The sequence below is a fragment of the Sphingomonas sp. genome, assembly GCF_036402235.1.
In the GTDB taxonomy this organism is placed as follows: domain Bacteria; phylum Pseudomonadota; class Alphaproteobacteria; order Sphingomonadales; family Sphingomonadaceae; genus Sphingomonas.
Map to the genome: position 1 here is coordinate 77551 of NZ_DASWTG010000089.1, position 25886 is coordinate 103436.

Consider the following 25886-nt stretch of genomic DNA (forward strand, 5'->3'; position numbering starts at 1 on the left):
ATCCTGCCGGGCGTGCTCCGGTTTAGCACCGGATGCGGCGGCGTTGGGCGGAACGCTCGGGGTACTCCTCCTGCCCACCGGCCTTTGCGGCTGCATCGCGCTATCCATGGTGTCACACCAGGCGGGGAAGGACGATGCTCAAGACCGATCTCGGGGAAGCATCCGGCACGCGTGAAGCGCCACGGTCCGATGCGGTGAGACGATCCTGGCGCATCGCTGCGATCATTGCCTGCGCCCTGTGCGCGATCGCGCTGTTCGCGCGCATCATGACCTATCCGATGCAGCATGACGAGCAATTCTACATTTCCGCCGGGGTCCTGTTCGATCGCTACCCGCTCTATTCGGGACTCGGTTTCAGCCACCTTCCCAACATCGCGCTGCTTTTTGCGGGGGCGTTCGCGTTGCTCGGGGACGCGCACTACCTGCTCATCGGCCGCCTGCTGGCATTCGCTGCGTGGATCGCGACCTTCGCCGCGCTGCTGCTGATCGCGCGCCGCCATGCGCGCGGCACGCTGATCGGCGGGCTGATGATCGCGTTGCTCGCGCTCAATCCGATGTTTCTCAACGCGACGGGGATGACCGCGACCAACAATTTCTTCCCGGTGCCCTTCATGCTGTTCGGCCTCTACCTGTTTCTCCGCGCGACGGACCGGAGCCGGCCTTCGCCGGCGCTTGCCTTCACGAGCGGCGTCCTTCTCGCGGTGGCGGCGGGCTTCAAGGCCAATTATCTGCTGCTGTTGATCCCGTTCGCGGCTGCCGCGCTGCTGGTGCCGCCGGCATTGCCGTTGCGTACCCGCCTGCTGCGTATTGCGCTGCCACTGCTGGGGGGCGGGATCGTCGGTGGTCTGCCCTCGCTCCTGTACGCGCTCGGCGATCCGCAGGGATTCATCGCCCATGTCTTCAGTGCGCATCGCGGGCCGCAGCTCGCCTATTGGGCGGCGAATCCCGATCCTGCCGATCCGAAGGTGATCGGCATGGGCGACAAGCTGCTGCTGGCGCACCGCCTGTGGCTGTCGGGCGTGTCGATGCTCACGCTCGTTCTGCTGCTGACCCTTGTCGCGATCGCATTCATGCGGCGGCGGACATTCGTCCTGCGCTGGCCGCTGCTGCTCGTCGGCGGCCTTGCTGCGATCGGCGCGGCCATCTCCTTCGTGCCAAGTCCCGCCTTCCCGCAATATTTCACCCCGCCGCTGCCCTTCGCCATCATTTTGGCCTGCCTGTTGTTCGGATCCCTCGACGCGGCGGGCCGGGAGTTCGCCCGGCCGGTGATGGCAGCCGTGCTGGCGCTGACGGTGGTCACGGGGACGCCGTTGCTGCTGCCCTCACTCGCCGGACTCGCCAAGCCCGGCGGATGGACGGGCGCGCAGGTGGCGCGCGACGGGCGCGCGATCGCGGCGCTGGTCCACGAGCGAGCGAGCGGCGGCCCGGTGGCGACGCTTTCGCCGATCCACGCGCTGGAGGGGCATTTGCCGATCTATCCGCACTTCGCGCTCGGGCAATTCATGGTGCGCGCCGCGCCCTGGGTGCCGGAGGACGAACGGCGCCACTATGCCAATTTCGTCACGCCCAATGGCATGCCTGCGCTGCTGAGTGCCCGCCCTCCCGCCGCGATCCTGACCGGGATGGAGGGCGATACCGACGCGGCACTGGACGCGTTCGCCAGGGCGCGCGGCTATCGGGTGGTGCCGCTTTCGCTGAAGAAGGCCGAGGATGCGGAGCGGGTCCGGCTGTATTTGGCGCGCTGATCGCCCGCCTTGCCCGCCGGACGGGGCGGGCGCGCTCCGGCATGGCAAATCTCGGTCTCGACGATCGGCGTCGGGCGCGCCTTGACCTGCCGGAAGATGCGGCCGAGATACTCGCCGATGATGCCGAGGAACAGCGCGTTGAGCGTGATCCCCAGCAGGAGTAGCATGGTCGTCGTCGCGAAGCCTGCGGGCCAGTCCTGGCCGAAGATCAGCCGCCCGGCGAGATACGCCAGGGTCAGAAGAAAGGTGCCGGCGCCCACCACCAGCCCGGTGATCGAGGCGATCCGCAATGGAACCAGCGAATGGTTGAGCACCGCGTCGAGCGCGAGGCCGAGCATCTTGCTGAGCGGGAACTTGCTTCGCCCCGCGATGCGCGCGTCGCGATCATAGGGCAGTCCTACCTGCGAGAACCCCATCGCGCTGATCAGCCCGCGCAGATAAGGGCTGGTGTCGTTGACCTTGCGCAGCTCGGCCAGGATGCAGGCATCGACCAGGCGGAACTCCCCCGCGTCGCGTGGCAGGTCGTCATCGCTCAGCGCCCGCATTCCCGCGTAGAAGACCTTGCGGAGCCGGGCCGTGACCGGCCCGTCGGGCAGCGAGCGGCGGATGCCGTAGACGACCTGATGACCCTGGCGCCAGTGCGCGAGCATCTCGGGGATCAGTTCGGGGGGATCCTGAAGGTCGCAGTCGATCTGGACGGCGCAGGCGCCGCGTGCGCGCTGGTAGCCGACCAGCAGTGAGCGCTGATAGCCATTGTTGCGTGAGAGACGCACCACGCGCACGCGCGGGTCCGAGGCGGCGATCGCTCGCAGGATCGGGAAGGTCGCGTCGGTCGAGTGATTGTCCATGAAGATCAACTCGGGCGCGTAGCCCGGCAGGCCCTCGAAAACCGCGGCGATGCTGCGATAGGCGCGCTCGACCGTGGCCTCTTCGTTGAAGGCCGGCACGATCACCGAGACCAGCGTGGTCATGCGATCGCCTCCGCGAGCGAGCGGGCGGTTCTGGCGATGCCATCCTCCAGCGAGGTGCGGGCGCGCCAGTCGAGATTGAGCGCCGCGAGATCGGGCACGCCGCAGACCGTATCGACGCGCGCGTTCTGCGGTTCGCCGGCTTCCATCGTGACGTGATCGCCCGGCGTGCCGGTCACGTGGAGCACGAGCCCCACGATCTCGCGGATCTTCCTGGCCTGCCCGCTCGACAGGTTGATGATCGTCCCCCCCGGAAGGTCGGATCTCGCCATCGCCCGAAGGCCCGCGACGATGTCGTCGATGAACACCATGTCGCGGCGGTTGTCCGGTTGACGGATGGTCGTCATGTCGTCCGCCAGGCACCGGCGCAGCAGGGCCGGCAGCAGGTAATCCTCCGATTGGCCTGGGCCATAGGTGAGCGCGAAGCGGGCCGTCAGTACCGGAAAGGCGAGCCGCGGCTGCAGCATCGCGCAATAATGCGCGCCGGCGACCATCGCCGCAGTGTAGACGGTGCGTGGCTGCTCGCGGCGGGTCTCGGGCGAAGGCGTCGGCTGATTCCCATATTCCGCGAGCGAGCCGGCGCGGACCATGACCCGCAGGCCCGGACTGTCGGCGGCGGCGGCCAGCAGGATCAGGAGATGGTCCAGATCGCACGTCATCGCCGGCCATTCGGCGGGATCGGGAATGCCCGGGTCGCGGCCGGTGCCGCTCGCCAGATGATAGAGGATCGTAGGGCTGGCCTCGGCAAGACACGCGCATACCTGCGGCAGATCCCCCAGATCCACTCTGTGCACGATCGCGCCGGAAGGAATGCGCTCGGCACGGGCGGCGCCTTCCGGGCGCACGAGCAGGTGCACTTCGTCGCCGCTATCGAGATGGCTTGCGGCGAGATGGGAACCGATGAAGCCGGCCCCGCCAGTGATCAGCACGCGCTCGGGCATCGGCCGGCCTCGCTTCAGCTGACGAGCACGGGTTCGGGCAGCGGCACCAGGAAGCGGCCGCCCCGCGCCACGAAGTCGGACTGCTGCTCGCGGATCTCGTCGAAGAAGTTCCAGGCGAGCACCATCAGGACATCGGGCTTCTCGTGGGCGATCGCGTCGACCGGTTTGACCGAGATCTTCATGCCGGGCGAATAGAGGCCGTGCTTCAGCGGGTTACGGTCGACCAGGAAGTCGAGCCTGTCGGGGCCGATCCCGAAATAGTTGAGCAGTGTGTTGCCCTTGGCCGGCGCGCCATAGCCGGCGATCTTCTTGCCCTGCGCCTTCAGCTCGTCGAGCATCGCGAGCAGGCGCACCCGCACGGCCTCTACCCGTTCCGCGAACCGCTCATAGGTCTCCAGATCAAGCATGCCGCCAGCAAGCTCCTCGTCGAGCATCGCCTGGACCTCGGCTGTGGGCTCGGCCGTGCCGCTCCTGCGGAAGAACACGCGCATCGAGCCGCCGTGAACGGGCAGGCGATGGACGTCGACCACGTCGAGATCGAAGAACGCGCCGAGCTTCTTCATCGACAACAGGCTGAATTCGGAGACATGCTCCTGATAGACGGTGTCGAACTCGTTGCGGTCGAGCAGCTCCTTGGCCCAGGGCACCTCGACCACGAAGGCGCCATCGTCGGCGAGCAGGCGCGTGACGCCTTCCATGAAATCGTGCAGGTCGCCGATATGGTTGAAGGTGTTGGTGGTCACGATCACCTTTGCGCGTCCATGGGCCTTGCGCACCGCATCCGCGGTGTCAGGGTCGAAATAGGCGACATGCACCTCGACGCCGCGTTCCGCCGCGGTCTCGGCCAGGTTGGCGGCGGGGTCGATCCCCAGCGTCTTCTCGCCACGCGCGTTGCATGCGGCGAGCAGCAGCCCGTCGTTGCAGCCGATATCGACGATCAGCCCGCCCGCGGCCACCTCGCCGAGCACATCGGCGAGTGCGCCGAAATGTGCGTGCATCGTCGCCGCGCCGGAGGGGACGTACAGATAATGGCGGAAGAAGTCGGGCGGGATCTGGTCGGCGATCTCAATCAGGCCGCAATTCAGGCACACCTCGGTGTTCAGCGAGAAGGTCGGCTGATCCGCGTCATACTCCTCGGGCCGGACGAACATGTTGGCCGGCGGATGCTGGCCCATCGGCAGGAACAGATAAGGCACCGGTGCGAGGCACGCGCGGCAGTGCTGCAGTCGTTCCATTTCAGGTCCTTTCAATTCATGCCACGCGCGACGTGGGCGATGCGTAGCGCTCGGCGAAGCGGCGGAAGGTTGCGTGGATATGATCGATCTGGTCGTCATTGAGGCCGTGGTGGCAGGCGATCAGGATGCCGCCGCGTGTGACCGTGTCGGCCACCGGATAGCCTTGCGGGTCGGCGCTGACTTTCAGGTTCGCCATCGCCGGCTGGCGCAGGATGTTGCCGGTGAAGACCACGCGCGTCTGGATATCGGCGTGCTCGAGCCAGATCTGGAGCTCGCGCCGGTCGAACGGCGCTTCGGGCCGGATCGTGAGCGGGAAGGCGAGCCAGCCCGTGCGCGTCCGGGGCAGCTGGTGCGGGAGGATGAACCAGTCCGGATAGCCGCCGAAGAATTCGCAGTGCCGCGCGAAGTTTCGCGTGCGCAGATCGATGTTGCGCGCCAGCTTGTCGAGCTGGACCAGCCCGAAGGCCGCGCCCATCTCCGACGGCTCCAGATTATAGCCCAGCTCCTCGAACAGGAACTTCGCGTCATAGGGGATGTCGCCCAGCGTGACGTCGAACCGGCGCTCGATCGCTTCGGACTCGACGAACAGCGACGACGACCGGCCCCACGACCGCATCAGCAGCGCGCGCCGGGCCAGCGCTTCGTCGTTCACGCACAGCATGCCGCCATTGCCGGCGGCGTTGACCACGTGCGAGCCGTAGAAGCTGGTCGTGCTGATGTCGGATCGCGCGCCCGTGCTCTCGCCGCGCAGCGTCGCGCCCAGCGTGTCCGCGCTGTCCTCGACCAGCACCAGATTGTGCCAGTCGGCAATCTCGCGGAGCCGGTCCCAATCGGGAAGGTTGCCGATCAGCGACGGGATCATCATCGCGCGGGTGCGCGGGGTGATCATCGATTCGATCAGGTCCTCGTCGATATTGTAGGTTCCCTCGCGAACATCGACGAACGCCGGCACCAGCCCGTTGCGGACGATCGGCGCGACGGTGGTGGCGAAGGTCAGCGCGGGCGTGATCACCTCGCTGCCGACGGGAAGGCGAAGCAGCTCGACCGCGAGATAGTTCGCCGACGATCCCGAATTCACCATGATCCCGTGCCGCTTCGCGAACAACGCGGCGACGCGCGCCTCCATCGCGCGGACGTGCGCGCCCATTTGCGTGGAGGTGCGCAGCACGTTGACGACGGCGGCGATCTCCTCCTCGCCATGGACGCTCTGGCCATAGTTCACGCGCATGCGGCAGCCACTCCGAATACCGGATCGAACGACGATCCGATGGGTTGCAGGGGGCGGGCGCCGCGCACATAGCGGTCGATCTGGCGCTCGCTGAGCGTCCGCAGCTCGCGATTGCCGTCGAGCGCCGCCGCATACCATTCGACGGTCATCTCGACCGCGTCCTCGAGCGTGAGGCGCGGCTGCCAGCCCAGCACCGATCGCGCCTTGGCGCTGTCGAGATGAAGGACGCGCGCCTCGGGCGGCGCATCGGCCGCATCGCCGAACAGGAATTCCGGGCTTTTGCGGCCCCAGCCGCTTGCCAGCAGCGCGGCGAGCGTCGCGACATCGACCGTCGCCTCGGGATTCGGCCCGAAATTCCATGCGCCCTCGAGGCTGCGGTCGCCCTCAGCGAGCCCGGCGGCAAGCATCAGGTAGCCCGCAAGCGGCTCAAGCACATGCTGCCACGGCCGCACGCTCAGCGGGTTGCGGATCTGCACGGGCTTGCCCGCCGCGATCGCGCGGACGATGTCGGGCACCAGCCGGTCGGCGGCCCAGTCGCCACCGCCAAAGACATTTCCGGCGCGCACCGTGGTGAGGACCGGGCTGTCCGGCTCGCGGAAGAAGGAGCGGCGATACGCCTCGACCACCAGCTCGGCGCAACCCTTCGACATGCTGTAGGGATCGCTTCCCCCGAGCCGGTCGGCCTCGCGATAGCCCCAGGGCCAGCCGCGATTCTCGTAGCATTTGTCGCTGGTCACGACGATCACGCCCCTGAGCGACGGGAACCGCCGTGCCGCTTCCAGCACGATCGCGGTGCCGACGACATTGGTCTGCAGCGTCTCGACAGGCGCGGCATAGGATGGGCGGACCAGCGCCTGCGCCGCCATGTGGATGATGAGGTGCGGGTCGCAATCCTCGATCGTTCGCTGAAAGGCCGCCTCGTCGCGAATGTCGCACACCCGGTGATCTACCAGGTCCGCAACGCCGGCGGCATCGAAGAAGCTGGGTTCGCGGCCGTGCGGGAGCAAGGCGACCGCGGTCGTGTCGGCGCCCAGCCGCCGTAGCCACAGTGCCAGCCAGCCGCCCTTGAATCCGGTATGACCGGTCAAGAGGATCCGGCGGCCAGCCAGCGCGTGGCTCAGCCGGCTTTCGTCGAACCGCGGGTCACGCATGGGCATGCGCTCCCGCCGACGGTACGGCGAGCTGCCATGGAGCGGGGGGGCTGGTGGCCCATGGCGGCGAACCGGCTACACAGAGTTGATTGAGGTGGTCCCGATCGCGGACGGTGTCCATCGGGTGCCAGAACCCGGTATGCTTGTAGGCGAACAGCTCTCCGTCCTGCGCAAGACGGCTCAGCGGCGCCTGCTCGAGCGGCTCCTCGTCCCCGCTCAGATAATCGAGGACCCCCGGCTCGAACACGAAGAACCCGCCGTTGATCCAGGTCTCGTGCTTGCGCACCTTCTCGGTGAATTCGGCGACGCGTGACCCTTCGAGCTCGAGATTGCCGAACCGCGCCGGCGGCTGCACCGCGGTCACCGTCGCGAGCTTGCCGTGCGCGCGGTGGAACGCCAGCAGCGCTGAGATGTCGATGTCGCCCACGCCGTCGGAATAGGTGACCATGAAGGTGCCGCCCTCGAGCCAGTCGCGCAGCCGGCGCAGACGCCCGCCGGTCATGGTGTGCTCGCCGGTGTCGACCACCGACACGTTCCAGTCGAGCGAGCGGCATTGCCGCAGCGCGATATGGCCGTTTCCGATCGCGACCGTGAAGTCGTTGCTCATGAAGTGGAGGTCGTGGAAGAACTGCTTCAGCAGCATCATCTTGTAGCCGCACGCGACGACGAAATCGGTGACGCCATGCTGCGCATAGATGTCCATGACATGCAGGATGATCGGCTTGCCGCCGACTTCCACCATCGGCTTGGGCACGCGGACGGTTTCTTCCGACAGGCGCGAGCCCAGCCCGCCCGCCAACAATACGACCTGCATCGCACCGCTCCTCCCGTGCCAGACCGGGCATGCCGGACTGGTTTGCGCAGAGTAGGGAAGCTGCGGCGGGAAGCGATTCGGGCATCGGGATTACCCACCACCCAATCGTAGTAGCCGCGCCTATGCCAAAGGTGCCGCGCGGGCCGCGTCCCGTTGGCGCGCATGGCAAGCCGGGCCATTCTCGCGGCGCTTCATATGCGCTCCGCCAGCGCAACCACCGCCATCCAAGGGTCGGGCGCGGCGCGGTTCGGGCCGGGCGGCTATCTGGGCTTGCACGCTCCGCCGCCGGGCCAGCCGGTCCAGCCCGGTCCGCGCAGCACCTGCCCGGGCCGCGCCTGCGTCGGCTCGCCGCCGCGCAGCGCCGCGGTGCCGTTGACGAACACGTCGCGCACTCCGGTGGCGAGCGCCCAGGGGTTCTCGACCGTCGCGCGATCGGCGACCGTCTTCGGATCGAACACGACGACATCGGCATAATAGCCGGGCTTGAGCGAGCCGCGCTCGCGCAGCGCGAGGTTGGCGGCGGGCAGCGCGCTCATCCGCCGCACCGCCTCGGCGAGCGAGAGCCGCTTCTCGTCGCGGCTGTACTTTCCGAGCACGCGGGCGAAGGTGCCATAGGCGCGCGGGTGCGGGCGGGATTTGAGGAACGCGCCTTCGGGCGCCTGCGCACCCGCATCGGAGCCGAAGCTCATCCACGGCAGCGACGTGGCGCGCGCGACGTTCTTCTCGTCCATCAGCCGATAGAGCGTGCCGACGCGGCTGCCGTCCTCGATCACCAGATCGAGGATCGTGTCCTCGGGCGTGGTGCCGCGCATCGCCGCGATCTGCGCGATCGTCTTGCCCGACAGCGGCTTCAGCTTCTCGTTCTTGAAGCCGACAGCGATCATCCCCCCGGCGCCGCCCGCGGCACGGTACATATTCTCCCAGCCTACGCCGGGCGCCTTCATCTCGGCGATGACGCGCGCGCGGATCTCAGGCTTGCGCAGCTGCTCGATCCATGCCTCCAGCCCGCCCGACTGGACCCAGGTCGGCATCGCCGCGTCGAGCCCCGTGCCCGCGATGTCATAGGGGTACATGTCGGCGGTGACCTTCAGCCCCTCGCGCCGCGCCGCCTCGACGCGCGCGATCGCCGCGTCGATCTTGTGCCAGTTGTCGCGCCCGGCTTGCTTGAAGTGATAGATCTCGGCGCGCGCGCCGGTGGCGCGGGCGATTGCGATCAGCTCGTCGATCGCCTCGAGCAGCCGGTCGCCCTCGGAGCGCATGTGGCTGATATAGCCGCCGTCGCAGCGCGCGGCCTCCTCGACCAGCGCGATCAGCTCGGGCGTCTCGGCATAGCTGGCGGGGGCGTAGATCAGCGACGATCCGACCCCGAGCGCGCCCTGCCGCATCTCCGCCGCGACCAGTGCGCGCATCCGCGCGAGCTGGCCTGCGTCGGGATCGACATCACCCTCGCCCAGCACGTTGGTGCGCACCGTCGCCGCGCCCACGTAAGAGGCGACATTCTGCGATACGCCGCGCTTCGCCAGCCAGTCGAGATACTCGCCGAGGCTGGTCCATTCGACGTTGAAGCGCAGGTCGCTCTGGCGGCGGACCATGTCCGCTTTCATCGCCGGGGTGAGCGGCCCCATGCTCTCGCCCTCGCCGAACACCTGCAGCGTCACGCCCTGCTTGAGCTCGCTCAGGCCCCGGCCGTCGGCGATCAGCGATTCGATCCCCCAGCTCAGCATGTTGATGAAGCCCGGCGCGATCGCCATGCCGCTGGCATCGATCACCGTTCTAGCCTTGCCGGGCGCCCTGGGGCCGACATAGACGATGCGCTCGCCGCGGATCGCCACGTCGCCTTTCACGCCGGGCTTGCCGCTGCCGTCATAGATGGTGCCGCCGCGCAGCATGACGTCATAGGCCGGCGCCGACTGGCGGGGTGCGCTTGCCGCCGGCGCCGGCACGGGGGTGGCGGTGACCGGAGCGCCGGCCAGCGCGGCAAGCGATACAAGTGCCAGTCCGAACCGTTTCCGCATCATCGTCACTCCCCGATTGTCGTCAGTTCATCCTGTCAGCGCAGGCATGCCTCCACCAGAGCCTCAAAAGCCGCGCCGCCGCGGATCGGGTCGGCGGCGGGCAGGCCGTAACGATCCGCCACGCGCGCGATCTCGTCCGCGGCGGCGGCTGCATCCATCGCCGCGGTGTTGAGGCTGATTCCGGCGCAGCGCACGTCCGGGTTGGTCAGCCGTGCCGCGCCCAGATAGGCGTCGATCGCCACATCGAGCGCGGGCAGCGGGTAGCTGGGCCGCCCGAGGATCGCCGTGCGCCCCGGCATGTGGCACAGCACGATCACATCGGGCTGGCTGCCATGAACCAAGCCCAGCGTGACCGCGGCGTAACTCGGGTGGAACAGCGACCCCTGTCCCTCGATCAGGTCCCAATGATCTGCCGCCGCCGCGGGACTGAGCAGCTCGGCCGCGCCCGACACGAAATCGGAGACGACAGCGTCGATCGGGATGCCGCCGCCGGCGATCAGGATGCCGGTCTGCCCTGTCGCGCGGAAATCGCTCGGCACGCCGCGCGCGGCAAAGGCGCGGGCCAGCGCCAACGCGGTGTACTTCTTGCCGAGCGCGCAATCGGTGCCGACGGTCAGCAGCCGCTTGCCGCTGCGCTTGTCGCCGGTGCCGACCGGAATGCCCGCGGGCGGGACGCGCACATCGTGCAGCTTCACGCCATAGCGCTCGGCTGCCGCAGCCATGGCGGGATGATCGGCGAGGCGGCCATGCATCCCGCTCACCAGATCGAGCCCGGCGCCCATCGCTTCGACCAGCGGCGCGACCCAGCTGTCGGCGATCGCGCCGCCGGGATTGGCGACCCCGATCACCACCGAACGCGCGCCAGCGGCGACGGCGTCTGCGGCGGTCATCCGCGGCAGGCCGGCGCTCACCACCGTCCCGGCAAAGGCAAGCTCGCCGACACAGCGGTCGCGCGCCCATTCGGCGAGGCCAAGACCCGTCTTGGCATAGCCTGGCTCGGGGAGGTCGCCGAGGAACAACAGATACGGGGCAGGCAGTTCAAGCGAAGGCGGCTGCATCCTTGCCTCCCCACACCAGGGGTGAAATCTCGACGTGGCCGTGGCGATAGTGCGCGGCGACGTCACGGTCCCGGCCGAGCAGCAGCGGGCCGTCGAGATCGACGACGTCGCAATATTGCCCGACGACATAGGCCGGTGCCATCGACCAGGAGGTGCCGAGCATGTTGCCGACCATGACCTTGAGGCCCAGCACCGATGCCTGCTTCGCGATCTCCAGCGCCTCGGTCAGCCCGCCGCACTTGTCGAGCTTGATGTTGACCATCTGATAGCGGCCGATCAGCGAGGGCAGATCGGCAAGGCTCTGCGCGCTCTCGTCCGCGGCGAGCGGGATGCGCGACTTGAGACCGTCTAGCGTCGCGTCGAGGCCCACCGGCACCGGCTGTTCGAGCAGCGCCACGTCAGCCTCCAGGAGCACGGGAAGCAGCGCCTCGGTCGTCGCGCGGTTGAGGCCCTGGTTGGCATCCACCCCGATCCATGCCTTGGGGCAGGCCGCGCGCACCGCGCGCACCCGATCGGCATTGGACGGGTCTTCGGTCAGCTTGAGCTTGAGCGCAGGAACCGGGCCGTAAGCGAGCGCCTGCTGCGCCATCGCCTCAGGCGTGTCGGCGCCGACGGTGCACACGGTGACCAGCGGGCGCGGATCGCTGATCCCCGCCAGCGCCATCACCGTCGTGCCCTGCTGCCGCGCCTCCAGCTCCCACAGCGCGCAATCGACCGCGTTGCGCGCGCCGCCCGGGGGCAGCAGTTGGGCGAGCTCGGCGCGGGTGATCCCCGCCTCGATCGCGTCGCGCACCGCCTCGACCTCATGGATCATCTTTGCCGGGGTATCGTCGCAATAATAGACGCCCGCACCCTCGCCGCGGCCGATGTGCTCGCCGTCGGAAAGTTCGACGATCAGGAGCGGCACGCTCGTCCATACCTTGCCGGTGATACGGAACGGGCTGTGCGTCGCCCATTCCTCCAGCCTCGTCGTCAGTTTCAATCTGGTCACTTGAGTTGCGCTCCCGGCGCCGCGCAGGCACCCTTCAGAACCGAACCCGGCCTGGCGCCGGTCACCTTGCCGCCGGCCAGCACCAGCTGGCCGTTGACGATCACATCGTCGATTCCGACCGGCGAAACGGTGGGCTGGTCGAATGCCGCCCGGTCGTCGAGCTTGTCATAGTCGAAGACCGTGACGTCCGCCCGCAGCCCCTCGCGCAGCACGCCGCGATCGGTGAGGCCCATGCGGTGCGCGGGCCAGGAGGTCATCTTGCGCACCGCATCCTCCAGCGTCAGCACCGGGCGGCGCTTCACATATTCGGCGATGGCGCGCGCGGCGTTGCCATAGGCGCGCGGGTGGGGCAGGCCGAGGCCATCGATCTGGCCGAACACCTCGGCCGCGCCGGCATCGCTGCCGATCGAGACCCAGGGCTGCTTGAGCGCCAGCTCGATGTCGCGCTCGTCCATCATGAAATAGAGCGCGACCGCACGCTTGGGCAGCGCGGCCAACATGATGTCCCACGCGATGTCGGCGGGATCGGCATTGCCCTCGGCCTTGGCGATCTCGGCGAGCGACTTGAACCGGTATTTGTCCCAGCGCGGATTGTGCGCGTTGCCCAGTACGATCTTGTCCCAACCGCCGGCCGAGACGACCATGTTGGTCCAGCCCGGCTGCGGACCGGCGGCGATGTCGCGCTTCATCTTCGCGCGCTGCGCCGGGTCATTGAGCAGCTTCACCGCCTCGGCAAAGCCCTTCTCATACACCCAGTTGGGCGCGATGATCTCAAGACCCGTGCCGGCAAAGGGATAGAGATACATGTCCGCCGCGACATCGACGCCGCGGGCGCGCGCATCGGCGATCAGCTTCACCGCCTGCGGCATCAGCTGGCCGAATTTGGGCGCCCAGGCCGCCTTGAGGTGAAAGATCTCGACCTTCACCCCGGCGCGCTCGCCGATCGCGATCGCTTCCTTGATGCCGTCGAGCAGCCCTTCGCTCTCGTCGCGCATATGCGTCGCATAGACCGCGTTACACGGGGCTGCGGTCTTGACGATCTCGACCAGCTCGTCCGTGGTCTGGAAGCTGCCGGGCGGGTAGATCAGCGCGGTGGCGAGGCCCAGCGTGCCCGCATTCATCGCGGTGCGCACCTTGGCCTTGATCTGCGTCATCTGCTCGGGGGTCGGCGCGCCCGCGGCATCGCCCATCACCTCGCGCCGCGCCTGCGTCGGCGAATAATAGGTGCCGAAATTGACCGCGATCCCCTTGGTCTCCAGCTCCTTGAAATAGGCCGTGACCTGATCGGCGGGAACGGGAGTGCCGCCTTCGCCCGCGATCAGCGTGGTGACGCCGGTGCGCAGCTTGTTCTCGGCGATGCCGTTGGTGCGCAGCACGCGGCCCGACTGGTCCATCATGTCGATCCAGCCCGGCGAGACATAGCGGCCGCGCGCATCGACCTCCTGCCTGCCCTTGCCGGCGACCTTGCCGATCCGAGCGATGCGGCCGTCCTTGATCGCCACGTCGGCGGAGACCCAGGGATTGCCGGCGCCGTCGAGGACGCGCCCGCCGCGGATCACGATGTCATATTCGGGTGCCGGTTCCTGCCCGTGCACCGGCGCGACCGCGATGGCTGCCGCGGCCGCCGCGGCGAAAATGTGCAGCTTCATGCGCCACTCCCCTGTTCGCGATTCGCGTCAGCCCGAATCGCCACGAAAGCATTGCTAGCCGCTGATTTTCATTTTGGAAAGTATTCTACTTTGAGAAACTCGCGGCTCAGCTCGGCCGTGACCAGCGCGGCGCGCTGCCGTCCGCCGAGGGATCCTCGCCCTTCCGCGCGGCGGCTTCCGCGATCAGCTCGTCCTGAAGATGCTCGTCGCCCGATGCGCATACCACCAGCATGACCGCTTCGTCATGGCCAGGCGCCACCAGATAGGCATGGCCCATGGTGCTGTCGATATAGACACCCTCGCCTTCATGCAGCGTCACCGGCTCGTAGAATTCGGTGTGGAGCACGGCCGCGCCCTTGATGACATAGGCGAATTCCTCGCCGCTGTGCCGCACCAGCTCTCCGAATTCCTCGAGCGTCCTCGAGGTCACGCGCGCATGGATCGGGATCATCCGGCGGTTGCGCAGCTCGCCGGAGAAATAGCTGTACTCGTAATTGTTAGTGGTGATGCGGATCGCGCGGTCGAGCGTCGCCAGGCTGCGCCGCCCGGTGACGACCGGCGCGCCCTGCTTCGGCGCCGGCTCGGCGAACAGGGCCGTCAGCGGGATGTTGAGCGAGCGCGCGAACTGCTGGAGCTTGTCGTAGCTCAGCGTGAGCTTGTCGTTCTCGATCTTCGACAAGGTCGACAGCGGTATGCCGACGGCATTGCTCATATCCGACAATTTCCATCCGCGCTCCTGGCGCAGGCGTTTGACGATGGTTCCAAGGCTTGGTGTCATTTGTCAGCTATTTAGCACAGATTTGCGGATTTGAAATCGGTTCCGGTGGGGCTGCTGCATCGGGAATGGAAGTTTCACGGCCACCTGCACGCCATGTCATTTTCTGTCTTGACGAAATTCTCCGATAAGAGAACAACTACCAGCCCAGAACTCAGAGAGTCGCGGAACGAGCGGCTCCATTGCCGCACAGGGATACGGTTTTCACGAATCGAAAATAGGGGACACGCAATGGCGGAGACGATGGGCATGCGGCGCGGCAGCTGGAAGCGCCGGATCATGGCGGGCGCGGCGTTCGGCCTGCCGCTGGTTCTCCCGAGCTTCGCCTTGGCGCAGGCGGCCTCCGAGGAAGAGCCCGAAGAGGTGATCGTCACCGGATCGCAGATCGCGCGCACCGGCTTTGACACGCCGACGCCCGTCACCGTCGTCGGCATCGCCGATCTCGATCGCGTCGCGGCGCCCAACATCGCCGATGCGCTCAACCAGTTCCCCGCGCTCAAGCCCAGCGTCACGCCGGAAGCCACGACCAACCTGTCCAAGCTGTCGGCGGGCAATTATCTCGACCTGCGCGGCCTCACCTATCTGCGCACGCTGACGCTGGTCGACGGCAAGCGCCCGACGCCGTCGTCGCCGGAAGGCGTGGTGAACGTCAACAACATCCCCCAGGCGATGATCTCGGGCGCCGAGGTGGTGACGGGCGGCGCGTCGGCCGCCTATGGCTCGGACGCGGTTGCCGGCGTGGTCAATTTCAAGATCGACCACAAGCTTCAGGGCGTGCGCGGCAACGCGCAATACGGCATCAGCGACTATGGCGACAACAAGAGCTATCTCGCCTCGATCGCCGCGGGCACCAAGTTCGCCCAGGGCCGCGGTCACATCATCGTCGGCGCCGAGGCGGCGGGGAGCAAGGGCATCCTCGACTATGGCGCGCGCGAATGGGGCGACTATGCCGTCATCGCCAACCCCGCGAGCACGCCGACCAACACCGCGCCGACCTATATCCTGGTCAACCAGCCGCGCAGTTCGAACACTTCCTATGGCGGCCTGATCAACAGCGCGACCGGCGCCAACGGCACCGCGCTGCTGCGCGGCATCCAGTTCCTGGGCAACGGCCAGACCGGGCCGTTCAACTATGGCACCAACCAGACCGCCAACGCGCACCAGGGCGGCGACGGCGTTTGCGGCATCTGCGACGCCGTGCTGAAACAGCCCTACAAGCGCTGGGCCGCCTATGGCGCGGGCGAGTTCGAGTTCGATACCGCCGCGACGCTCTACGCCAGCTTCGGCTATGCCCGCTCGGACATCGAGAACGCGCCGTCGATCACCGCCAACGACCAGATCACGATCCAGCGTGACAATGTCTTCCTGCCGGGCTCGATCCGCACGATCCTCGATGCCAATCCGGACATCACCAGCTTCGTGATGGGCCGCGCGATCAACGATTATGCGCGCGGCTATATCAACAAGATGACGTGGAACTGGCAGGCCATCGCCGGGCTGCGCGGCAAGCTCGGCGGGTCGTGGAGCTACGACGTCTCCTACACCTATGGCAAGGCGCGCGACTATACCGACTTCGCCGGGGCGCGGATCACCGCCAACTGGCGCAACGCGCTCGATGCGGTCGACAATCCCGCGACGCCGGGCGTGGTCGATCCGATCTGCCGCTCGACCATCGCCAATCCCGGCAATGGCTGCGTCCCGCTCAACCTGTTCGGCGTGGTTGCGCCGGGCGCGCAGACGGCCGCGCTCGACTATATCACCGGCGATTCGATCCGCGACTGGCAGATGAAGCAGCAGACCGCGGACCTGATCGTTCGCGGCAACCTCTTCTCGCTTCCCGCCGGTCCCGTCGGCTTCGCGGGCGGCGTCCACTGGCGCAAGTTCGAGGTCGATGTCCTCGCCGATCCGCTCTCGGCCAGCCGTCCGGGCGGCGCGACGGTGTTCCGCGTCGGCAACACCATCCCCTTCTCGGGTGCCGAGGAGGTCAAGGAGGCGTTCGGCGAGCTGCTGATCCCGATCCTCGCCGATCAGGACTATGCCAAGAATCTCGAGCTCAATCTCGCCGGCCGCATCACCGACTATGAGACGTCGGGTCAGGTCGAGACGTGGAAGATCGGCGTCAACTATGCGATGACCGACTTCCTGCGCTTCCGCGCCACGCGCTCGCGCGACATCCGCGCGCCCAACATCCAGGAGCTGTTCGCGGCGGGGCAGACGCTGATCTATCCCATCACCGACAGCGCGCGTGCGAACGAGAATTACACGGTCTCGACCACCCAGGGCGGCAACCCGTTCCTCAAGCCCGAGATCGCCGATACGCTGACGCTCGGCATGATCGTGTCGCCGACCCGCGACCTGCGCTTCTCGATCGACTATTACGACATCAAGATCGAGGGCGCGATCGCCGCTCTCAGCGCGCAGCAGATCGTCACCCGCTGCAACAATGGCGACGCCGCGACCTGCGCGCTCATCACGCGCGAGCCTGCAGCCGGCGGTACTCCCGGCCTGATCTCGGGCATCCGCCTAGCTCCCGCGAACTTCCAGTCGATCATGACCGCAGGTATCGACTTCGAGGCTTCCTACCGGACCGATCTGTGGAACGGCAGCCTCGATCTGCGCGTGCTCGCCAACTACATCAACAAGCTCGAGTTGATCGGCGATGGCGGGGTGAAGACGATCCTCGCGGGCACGCTGTCGCAGACCTTCATCGACGGCGTGAACGGGTCGCCCAACCTGCGCGTCACCAGCTCGGCCAGCTACAGCACCGACACCTATCGCGTGAACTTGACCGGCCGCTGGATCGGCGGCGGCCTGATCACCCGCGACACCACCGTCACCAAGCCATACGGCACCCCGATCAGCGACAAGATGCACGGCAATGGCCGCTTCTATCTCGACCTGTCGGGTGAGGTGACGCTGTTCCGTCCCACCGGCGGCAAGAGCAAGGTCGCGGCCTATGGCTCGATCCTCAACCTGCTCAACACCGATCCGCCGATCCTCGGCTATGACTGGGCCACTGCGCGGCACCTCTACGACGTGATCGGCCGGCAATTCACCGCGGGGGTGCGCTTCAGCTTCTGACGGACGACAAGAAGACAGATCGAAAAGGGGAGACTGCGTGTGCGCGTGAACTTTCGGACAGGCCGGATGCTGGCTCCCCTTTCGCTGCTGTGCCTTGCCGCGCCACCGCTGATCCCCGCCGCCGGCGCCCAGGCCACACAGGCGCCGGCGGCACCCATTCAGACAAAGCTCGAAACCGCCTTCGCGGCGCTCGCCAAGCAGACCGACGGCACCGTCGGGGTGGCGGTGCAGCGGATCGGCGGCGGGCCGTTGCTCACGCTCAATGCCGGGCAGACCTTCCCGATGGCGAGCACCTTCAAGATCGCGGTCGCCGGTGCGATCTTCGACCGGATCGACCGGGGCGAGCTGAAGCTCGACACGATGGTCACCGTCGACCCCGCTGTGATCGTCAACTCGGCGGGGATCGCCGAGCAGATGAAGCATCCCGGCGTCGCATTGTCGGTACACAATCTGCTCGAGCTGATGCTGACGCGCAGCGACAATACCGCGACCGACGTGATGGTCGCCCAGGCGGGCGGGCCGGCGGCAGTGACGGCCTGGCTGCGCAAGGTGGGCGTGACCAGCGGCCAGCGTGTCGATGCCGATACCGCGCGGCTGATCTATCGCGCGCTCGACATCACCCCGGGGCCGGGCACCTTCCGCGAGAGTATCGACCGCGCCTTCGCCGCCGATCCGGCGAAGCGCGACATGGACCAGAAGCGAATCCCCAATGCGCCGTTCAATGCCGATCCGCGCGATGCCTCGACCCCCGAAGCGATGCTTCAGCTGCTGACGATCATCCAGTCGGGCAAGGCGCTCAGCGCATCGAGCACCAGAGAGCTGATCGCGATCATGGAACGCTGCATCACCGGTGAGAAGCGCTTGAAGGGCCTGCTCCCGCCCGGCACCGTGGTTGCGCACAAGACCGGCACGCTGATGAGCATCGCCAACGATGTCGGCATCGTCACCCTGCCCGACGGCGGCAAGTTCGCCATTGCGGTGTTCGTGAAGGGCGATACCAAGGGCGTCGACACGCAGGAACGCGTGATCGCCGAGATCGCGCGCACCGCTTACGATTATTACCTTCTGGGCGGCCAGTGATCCGCGCCCTGATGGCGGCGGCGCTGATCTGCGCCGCGCCCGCCGCTGCGCAGCCCGCCCCGCTGGGAGCAATCGACATCCAGCCAAATTCTCAATCCTCCCCCGCTAGGGGGAGGTGGCACGCGAAGCGTGACGGAGGGGGAGGACACGGCCACGTGCGTGGGGTTTCCTCCCCCTCCGTCAGCCTGCGGCTGACACCTCCCCCTGGCGGGGGAGGATTGAGAAGTGAAACTCTATCCGCCCCGGCTCCGGTCACTGCCTCGATCGAGGCGGCGGCGCAGGCCGAGCTTGCGGACAAGGAAATCCCCTCGATCGCGGTCGCGCTGATCGATCGTAGCGGGGTGGTCTGGTCGCGCGCCTGGGGCAATGCCGATGCGGAGGGCACGGTACCCGCCACCCCCGCGACGCTCTACCGCGCCGGATCGGTCAGCAAGCTGTTCGCCGATGTCGCGGTGATGCGGCTGGCCGAGCAGAGCAAGCTCGATCTGGACGCGCCGGTGACGCGCTACCTTCCCGACTTCCGCCCGCAGAATCCGTTCGGCGGCGCGATCACGCTGCGCCAGCTGATGACGCATCGCAGCGGACTGGTGCGCGAATCGCCGCGCGGCCATTATTTCGACGACGACGCGAAAGGGCAGGCCGACGCGGTCGCCAGCCTCAACGCGACGCGGCTGGTCGCCGCCCCCGGCGCGATCACCAAATATTCCAACGCCGGCATCGCCGTGGTGGGTGAGGTCGTCGCGCGCGTCACCGGCAAGCCCTACGCGCAGGCGGTCGTCGATCTGGTGCTGCGTCCGCTCGGCATGGCTTCGAGCGGGTTCGATCGCGCCACGCTGCCTACCCCGGTGGCCTTCTCGCAGATGGCAAGCTTCGACGGCGGGCGCTGGCCTGCGCCGCCGCTCGAGCTCGGCACGCCTGCCGCGGGCAGCCTCTACACCAACACCATCGACCTCGGCGCCTTCGCTCGCGCGATGCTCAATGACGGCGGCAAGGTGTTGCGCCCGGCGAGCCTCGCCGAGATGTGGCGCAAGCAATATGGCAAGACTGGACCCCGCGCCTTCGGGCTCGGCTTCGTGCTCGGCACGCTCGATGGCCAGCGCACCGTCGGCCATGGCGGCGCGGTCTATGGCCATGTCGCCAGCCTGCAGCTGATGCCCGATGCCGGGATTGGCGTCGTCCTCTTCGCGACGGTCGATTCCGGCACCGCGGCGCAACGGATCGGCACGCACGCGCTGCGCAGCTGGCTCGCCGCGCGCGAAGGCCGCCCGCTCCCCGCCTGGCAGCGCAGCACCGCGATCATCGGCGATGAAGCGTCTCGTCTGAGCGGCCGCTTCGAAAATGGCGGCGACAGCCTCAACCTGCGCGTGTTCGACGGCCGGCTAGTGCTCGATGCGCCCGAGCTGGCCGGCGAGCTGCGCCGCATCGGCAACCGCTATGTGCTCGACGATGCGCAGCTCTGGCGCGAGGGCGTCGCGGTTGCGCCCGACGCCAGCTGGGTCGAGCTCGACGGCCGCCGCTTCACCCGCGCGCAATGGCGCCGCCCGCCGCCGCCCGATGCCGAACTCGCCGCGCTGATCGGCGAATATGGCTGGGACTATAATGTGCTGCGCATCTACCAGCGCGACGGCAAACCCTATGTCCGCATCGAATGGGTCGACTGGCTTCCGCTCACCCGCGTCGGCGCGGATCACTATGCCTTCCCGCAGGGTCGCGGCCTCTATCCGCTCGAGGCGCTGACCTTCGAGCGCGATGCCGCCGGCAAGGTCACCGCCGCAAAGCTTGGCGCGATCCGTTTCCCCCGCCGCGACTTCGGCGCCGAGAGCGAGGCTGCGATCCGCAAGTTGATGGCGACCGGCATCGCAGGCGTGCGCGAAGCGGCTCGACATGCGACGCCCCCCGTCGAGCCGGAACCCAAGGCCAAATCCGATCTCGTAGCGATACAGTCGCTCGATCCCGCGATCCGGCTCGACGTCCGTTATGCCGGGACCAACAACTTCCTCGGCCAGCAGATCTACGAGCGGTCGGGCGCGTTCCTTCAGCGTCCGGCGGCCGAAGCATTGGCGCGGATCAATAAGTCCCTCGCGCCGCAGGGTTTCGGCCTGCTGGTCCATGACGCCTATCGTCCCTGGTACGTCACCAAGATGTTCTGGGACGCGACCCCGCCCGCCAATCGCGTGTTCGTCGCCGACCCCAGCCAGGGCTCGCGCCACAATCGCGGCGCGGCGATCGACCTGACGATGGTCGAGCTCGCGACCGGTAAGCCGATCGTCACCACCGGGCGCTACGACGAATTCTCCAGCCGCTCCTATTCCAACTATGTCGGCGGCAGCGACGAGCAGCGCTGGCTGCGCGAAGTGCTGCGCCGCGCGATGGAGGCCGACGGCTTCACCGTCTATCCGCAGGAATGGTGGCATTTCGACCGGGACGGCTGGCAGCGATACCCGATCGGCAACGCAAGCTTCGAGGAGTTGGCGAAGTGAGCGCGGTGTCGGCGATCAACCGCTTCCTCCTCCCCGGCTTTGCGTTCAAGGCGGTGGTGATCGGTGGCGGCTATGCGACCGGGCGCGAGCTGGTCGAATTCTTCATGCCCGCGGGGCCGGTGGGCGGGCTGTGGGGCATGCTGCTCGCGATGGTGATGTGGAGCGTGATCTGCGCGATCACCTTCCGCTTCGCCTATGCGGTTGGCGCGACCGACTATCAGAGCTTCTTCCGGCCCTTGCTCGGCCGCTTCGACGTCGCGTTCGAGATCATCTATTTCGGCTTCCTGATCCTCGTCCTGTCGGTGTTCGGATCGGCGGCGGGCGCGATCGGCGCGGCGCTGTTCGGGCTGCCGCACATCGCCGGCACGCTCGCCCTAGTCGTGTCGGTGCTGGCAGTGTGCGCGGCAGGCCAGAGCGCCGCGGAGGCGGTGTTCAAATATGTCTCCGTCCTGCTCTACGGCGTCTATGCGATCTTCCTCGTGCTGGTGCTGTGGTTCTACACGCCGCAGATCCGCGCGGGCTTCGCCATGCCGGTGCCGACCGACGGCTGGTTTATGGGCGGCGTCACCTATGCCTCCTACAACGTCATCGGCGCGGTGCTGATCCTTCCCGTGCTGCGGCATCTGCGCAGCAGGCGCGACGCGGTCGTGTCGGGTCTGCTCGCGGGGCCGCTGGCGATGGCGCCGGCGATCGCCTTCTTCGTCTGCCTCACCGGCTTCTATCCCCGCATCGTGAACGAGGAACTGCCCTCGAACCACGTCCTCGACGCGCTCGGCAGCCCGCTCTTCCACTTCGCCTTCCAGGCGATGGTATTCTTCGCTTTGCTGGAGTGTAGCGTCGGATTTGTGCAAGCATTCAACGCCCGGATCGATGCCGCCTATCAACGGCGCGGGAGGGCGATGCCGCGATCGGTGCGTGTCGCTGTCCCCGCGGCGGTCACGATCGGATCGGTGTTCATCGCCAGCGCCATCGGCCTCGTCGCGTTGATTGCCAACGGCTATCGCGCGATGGCGATCGCTACGCTCATCGTGTTCGTGTTGCCGCTGCTGACGCTAGGTGTCTGGCGGCTGCGGCACCGGCGGGGCGCAGACTAGGCCGCAGCTTCCGCCGGTTCCGCGACGGGCGTCGGCTCACGCCCGACCGCCCCTTCCATCCGCGCGACGATCGTGCAGACGGTCAGGTTCGCGCAGGCGCTGGGCACGGTGCGGGTCATGTCGAGCAGCCGGTCGAACGGCAGGATAAAGCCGACCAGCAGCGCCGTCTGCTCGGGCGTGACGCCGACGGTTGGCAGGACGGCGGTCAGCATGAACAACGACGCCGAGGGGATCGGCGCGGTGCCGAACGCGGTCAGCGCCCCGACGAACAGCAAGGTCAGGAACACGCCCGCATCGATCTGCACGCCGAACGCCTGCAGCGCGAAGACGCTGAGAAGCCCGACATACATCGCCGTGCCGTCCTTGCCGATGCTCGCGCCCAGCGGCAGCGTCGTCGAGGCGATCGCGCGGTCGATCCGCAGCCGGTCGCACGCGACGCGCAGCGCGACGGGCAGGGTGGCCGAGGAGGAGGCGGTCGAGAAGGCGACCGCGAGCGCATCGGCGATGCTACGGAAGAAGCGCGGGACCGGCATGCCCGCGCCCCAGCGGATCAGCGGCGCATGGACCAGCAGCATCTGAAGCAGCGAGGCGATCGCCACCGCCGCCGCAAGCAGGCCGATATGGGTGAACACGGCAAGGCCGTTGGCGGCGACCGCGCCCGCGATCAGCGCGAACACGCCGAAGGGCGTCACCTCCATCACGATGCGGATGACCTGGAACAGCACCGCGGAGAGCGACTGGAGGAATCCCGCGACCGGCTTGCCCGCATCGCCCGCCGCGATCACGCCTGCGCCCAGCAAGGTCGCAGCGAACAGGATCGCCAGCATGTCGCCATCGACCATCGCCTGCAGGATGTTGAGCGGCACGATCCCGACCAGCTGCTCATAGACGGTCTTGGCGGCCCCCAGGTCGCGTGGCGCGGCGCCACCGACATTGGCACCGGCGCCCGGCTCGAGCAGGATGCCGATCGTCATGCCGATGGCGACCGCCGCGAAGGTGGTCAGCGCGAACAAGCCCACGGTGCGTAGGCCCACCGATCCTAGCCTCCTGGTATCGCCGAGCGCGGTGATGCCCGACGCGATGCTGATGAACACGATCGGCACCACCAGCATCCGGATCAGCCGCACGAACAGCTCGCCCAGGATTGCGACCTTGGGCGCGGCCGCGGGCCACAGCAAGGCGAGCAGCAGCCCGCACGCCATGCCCAGCACGACGCGCTTCCACAGCGCGATCGCGAACCATGCACGCACCACGCTCATGCGCGGCACATCGCGTTGGCCGGGCGTGCGATCATCTCGGGTCACCTTCATGTCAGGATGTAGGGAGCGCGTTCATGGAATGTTGCTGCAGTAGAACGAACTGCGTCTCGTCAGGCAAGGCCGGGGCGCAGCCGAACCTGTGCATATATGGCGGGCCGGCATAGCCCGGGGCTATGGCCCGGCTCCCAATTTTCTATTGGCGAAACCGGCGGTTTCCCGTTCAACCCGATCATCTTTCGGGGAACCCAATCACCTATGAGCCAGCCGCCCTATCTGCTTTACATCGCCCAGGCGACCGATCCGATCTCTGCCAAGACGGCGCGGGGGATCGCGGTGTGGCGCCCCGAATGGGCAGTCGGGCAAGTGCGCTCGCCCGGATCGCCGATCGACCTTAGCGTGCCCGACATGGGCTTCGCCGAGGCGGTGGCGGCGGGTGCGCGGACGATGGTGCTGGGAGTCGCCAACGCCGGCGGCTTCATGGCGCCCGCGACGGTCGCCGATGTGATCGCGGCGATGGAGGCGGGGCTCGACATCGCGAGCGGCCTGCACCAGCGCCTGTCCGACCAGCCCGAGATCGCCGCGCGCGCCGCCGAGCTGGGCCGCACCCTGTGGGACGTGCGCGAGCCGCCAAAGGACCTCAAGGTCGGCAACGGCGCCCCGCGCGCGGGCAAGCGTGTGCTCACCGTCGGCACCGACTGCTCGGTCGGCAAGATGTACACCACGCTGGCGCTGGAACGCGAAATGCGTGCACGCGGCATCGCGGCCGATTTCCGCGGGACCGGCCAGACCGGTATCCTGATCGCCGGATCGGGCATGCCGGTCGATGCGGTGGTCGCGGACTTCATCTCGGGCTCGGTCGAGCAGCTCTCGCCCGCGCGCGCGGATGGCGGCTGGGACGTGATCGAGGGGCAGGGATCGCTCTTCCACCCCTCCTATGCCGGGGTTTCGCTCGGCCTGTTGCACGGTGCGCAGCCCGACGCGCTGGTGCTGTGCCACGAGGCGGGGCGCACAATCATGCGGCATATGAAGACCCATCCGGTGCCCGACCTGAAGCTCTGCCTCGAACGCAATCTGGAGGCGGCGCGGCTGACCAACCCGGACGTGATCGCGGTGGGCATCGCGCTCAACACCCAGGGGCTGGACGACGCAGCGGCGATCGCGGCGTGCAAGGCCGCCGAGGACGCGCTGGGCTTGCCTTGCTCCGATCCCGTCCGGCACGGCGTCGGACGCATCATCGACCGGCTCGGCCAATGCTTCGAGCTGTAACCGCCGGCATCGAGCAGCGCGGGCTGCATACGCCCTTCCGCATCTCGCGGGGCGCGCGCACCGCGATCGACCTGGCGGTGGTGACCATCCGCCAGAACGGCGCTGTGGGGCGCGGCGAAGGGTCGGTGACGGGGCGCTACGGCGAAAGCGTCGAGAGCGTGACGGAGCAGCTCCACGCGGCCGAGGACGCGATCGCGCAGGGCGCTGGCCGGGATGAACTGCGCGCACTGATGGCGCCCGGGTCGGCGCGCAATGCGGTCGATTGCGCTCTGTGGGATCTGGAGGCGAAGCTCGGCACCGTCGCGCAGCCCGTCGCGATCCGACCGGTCCACACCGCGCTCACGCTTGGGATCGACACGCCCGAGGCGATGGCTGCTGCCGCCCGGAAGATACGCGGGGCGGCGATCGTCAAGGTCAAGGTCGACGGCAACGAGCCTGAGGCATGCCTGCGAGCGATCCGGCCCGAAGTGCCGGGATCGCGGCTGGTGGTCGATGCCAACGAGGCATGGTCGATGGCGCAGGTCGAGGCATTGCAGCCGCTGCTCGCCGAGCTCGATGTCGAATTCCTCGAACAGCCCTTGCCCGCCGCGGAGGATGCGGCGCTCGAAGGCTTCCGTGGGCTGGTGCCGACCTGCGCCGACGAATCCTGTCATGTAACCGCCGATCTCGATCGGCTGGCGGCGCGCTATCAGATGGTCAACATCAAGCTCGACAAGACCGGTGGGCTGACCGAGGCGCTCGACCTGCTGGCCGGCGCGCGGGGGCGCGGCCTTGGCGTGATGGTCGGCTGCATGATCTCGACCTCGCTTGCGATCGCTGCGGCGTTCAGGGTCGCGGTGCAGGCCGATTGCGCCGATCTCGACGGGCCGTTGTGGCTGGCCGAGGATCGGCCGGGGGGCATCCATATGGGCGAGCATGGATTGATGTACCCGCCCGAGCCGGGATTCTGGGGGCACTGAGGCTCCCGTCATTGCCGGGCAATTTTGCTGCGCCGCGGCATGGCTGCGTGCGCACGTTTGCGTGTGATCGCTCTGGCCCTCAAATCCCGGAAAAGCG

At 67.7% G+C, this 25886-nt stretch carries 19 protein-coding genes; 7 read left to right on the forward strand and 12 right to left on the reverse strand.

The window, feature by feature from the left end:
- Positions 1–134: 134 nt before the first annotated feature.
- Positions 135–1745, forward strand: coding sequence for a hypothetical protein (locus VGD28_RS18110; protein ID WP_331029756.1), 1611 nt, complete (start codon positions 135–137; stop codon positions 1743–1745).
- Here the strand turns inward: VGD28_RS18110 and VGD28_RS18115 are convergent.
- The 11 genes from VGD28_RS18115 to VGD28_RS18165 form a co-directional block, all read right to left on the reverse strand.
- Positions 1673–2716, reverse strand: coding sequence for a glycosyltransferase family 2 protein (locus VGD28_RS18115; protein ID WP_331029757.1), 1044 nt, complete (start codon positions 2714–2716; stop codon positions 1673–1675). The genes VGD28_RS18110 and VGD28_RS18115 overlap by 73 nt on opposite strands.
- A complete protein-coding gene (locus tag VGD28_RS18120) occupies positions 2713–3654 on the reverse strand; it encodes an NAD(P)-dependent oxidoreductase (RefSeq protein ID WP_331029758.1) in 942 nt (313 codons plus the stop codon). The genes VGD28_RS18115 and VGD28_RS18120 overlap by 4 nt, the downstream gene beginning before the upstream one ends.
- A gap of 14 nt (positions 3655–3668) precedes the next feature.
- On the reverse strand, positions 3669–4889 hold the full coding sequence (locus VGD28_RS18125; protein ID WP_331029759.1) for a class I SAM-dependent methyltransferase: 1221 nt from the start codon (positions 4887–4889) through the stop codon (positions 3669–3671).
- 16 nt (positions 4890–4905) lie between these two features.
- Positions 4906–6117 (reverse strand): DegT/DnrJ/EryC1/StrS family aminotransferase, encoded by a 1212-nt coding sequence (locus VGD28_RS18130; RefSeq protein WP_331029760.1) that lies wholly within the window; start codon positions 6115–6117, stop codon positions 4906–4908.
- Positions 6108–7268, reverse strand: a complete 1161-nt coding sequence (rfbG, locus tag VGD28_RS18135) for a CDP-glucose 4,6-dehydratase (protein ID WP_331029761.1) — start codon at positions 7266–7268, stop codon at positions 6108–6110. The genes VGD28_RS18130 and rfbG overlap by 10 nt, the downstream gene beginning before the upstream one ends.
- Entirely contained in the window at positions 7261–8082 is an 822-nt protein-coding gene (rfbF, locus tag VGD28_RS18140) for a glucose-1-phosphate cytidylyltransferase (protein WP_331029762.1), read from the reverse strand. Before rfbF ends, rfbG begins: the two co-directional genes overlap by 8 nt.
- 260 nt (positions 8083–8342) lie before the next feature.
- Positions 8343–10100, reverse strand: coding sequence for a D-aminoacylase (locus VGD28_RS18145; protein WP_331029763.1), 1758 nt, complete (start codon positions 10098–10100; stop codon positions 8343–8345).
- Positions 10101–10132: 32 nt separating this feature from the next.
- The gene (locus VGD28_RS18150; protein ID WP_331029764.1) at positions 10133–11155 is read right to left on the reverse strand and encodes a DUF1611 domain-containing protein; all 1023 of its coding nucleotides are present in this window, start codon (positions 11153–11155) and stop codon (positions 10133–10135) included.
- Complete coding sequence (locus VGD28_RS18155) at positions 11136–12146, reverse strand: dipeptide epimerase (RefSeq protein ID WP_331029765.1); 1011 nt, start codon at positions 12144–12146, stop codon at positions 11136–11138. The genes VGD28_RS18150 and VGD28_RS18155 overlap by 20 nt, the downstream gene beginning before the upstream one ends.
- Positions 12143–13795 carry an N-acyl-D-amino-acid deacylase family protein gene (locus VGD28_RS18160; RefSeq protein WP_331029766.1) on the reverse strand — a complete coding sequence of 551 codons (1653 nt, stop codon included), beginning with the start codon at positions 13793–13795 and terminating at the stop codon, positions 12143–12145. The genes VGD28_RS18155 and VGD28_RS18160 overlap by 4 nt, the downstream gene beginning before the upstream one ends.
- Positions 13796–13901: 106 nt before the next feature.
- On the reverse strand, positions 13902–14573 hold the full coding sequence (locus tag VGD28_RS18165) for an XRE family transcriptional regulator (protein ID WP_331029767.1): 672 nt from the start codon (positions 14571–14573) through the stop codon (positions 13902–13904).
- Positions 14574–14801: 228 nt separating this feature from the next.
- Here VGD28_RS18165 and VGD28_RS18170 point away from each other — a divergent pair, with 228 nt between their 5' ends.
- The 4 genes from VGD28_RS18170 to VGD28_RS18185 all read left to right on the forward strand — a co-directional run bounded on the left by VGD28_RS18170 (position 14802) and on the right by VGD28_RS18185 (position 22305).
- Complete coding sequence (locus VGD28_RS18170; protein ID WP_331029768.1) at positions 14802–17651, forward strand: TonB-dependent receptor domain-containing protein; 2850 nt, start codon at positions 14802–14804, stop codon at positions 17649–17651.
- Positions 17652–17717: 66 nt separating this feature from the next.
- The gene (bla, locus tag VGD28_RS18175; RefSeq protein ID WP_331029769.1) at positions 17718–18731 is read left to right on the forward strand and encodes a class A beta-lactamase; all 1014 of its coding nucleotides are present in this window, start codon (positions 17718–17720) and stop codon (positions 18729–18731) included.
- 218 nt (positions 18732–18949) lie between these two features.
- Positions 18950–21211: a serine hydrolase gene (locus VGD28_RS18180; protein WP_331029770.1), complete on the forward strand. Its 2262-nt coding sequence runs from the start codon at positions 18950–18952 to the stop codon at positions 21209–21211.
- Positions 21208–22305, forward strand: coding sequence for a hypothetical protein (locus VGD28_RS18185; protein WP_331029771.1), 1098 nt, complete (start codon positions 21208–21210; stop codon positions 22303–22305). Before VGD28_RS18180 ends, VGD28_RS18185 begins: the two co-directional genes overlap by 4 nt.
- On the opposite strand, the gene VGD28_RS18190 is transcribed toward VGD28_RS18185, so the two are convergent.
- Positions 22302–23609, reverse strand: a complete 1308-nt coding sequence (locus VGD28_RS18190; protein WP_331029772.1) for a dicarboxylate/amino acid:cation symporter — start codon at positions 23607–23609, stop codon at positions 22302–22304. The two genes, VGD28_RS18185 and VGD28_RS18190, sit on opposite strands and share 4 nt — an antisense overlap.
- 210 nt (positions 23610–23819) lie before the next feature.
- Between VGD28_RS18190 and dgcN the strand changes: the two genes are divergently transcribed.
- Together dgcN and dgcA are read left to right on the forward strand one after the other, a co-directional pair.
- Positions 23820–24830, forward strand: coding sequence for an N-acetyltransferase DgcN (gene dgcN / locus VGD28_RS18195; protein WP_331029773.1), 1011 nt, complete (start codon positions 23820–23822; stop codon positions 24828–24830).
- Positions 24815–25789: an N-acetyl-D-Glu racemase DgcA gene (gene dgcA, locus VGD28_RS18200; protein ID WP_331029774.1), complete on the forward strand. Its 975-nt coding sequence runs from the start codon at positions 24815–24817 to the stop codon at positions 25787–25789. The genes dgcN and dgcA overlap by 16 nt, the downstream gene beginning before the upstream one ends.
- Positions 25790–25886 lie beyond the last annotated feature (97 nt).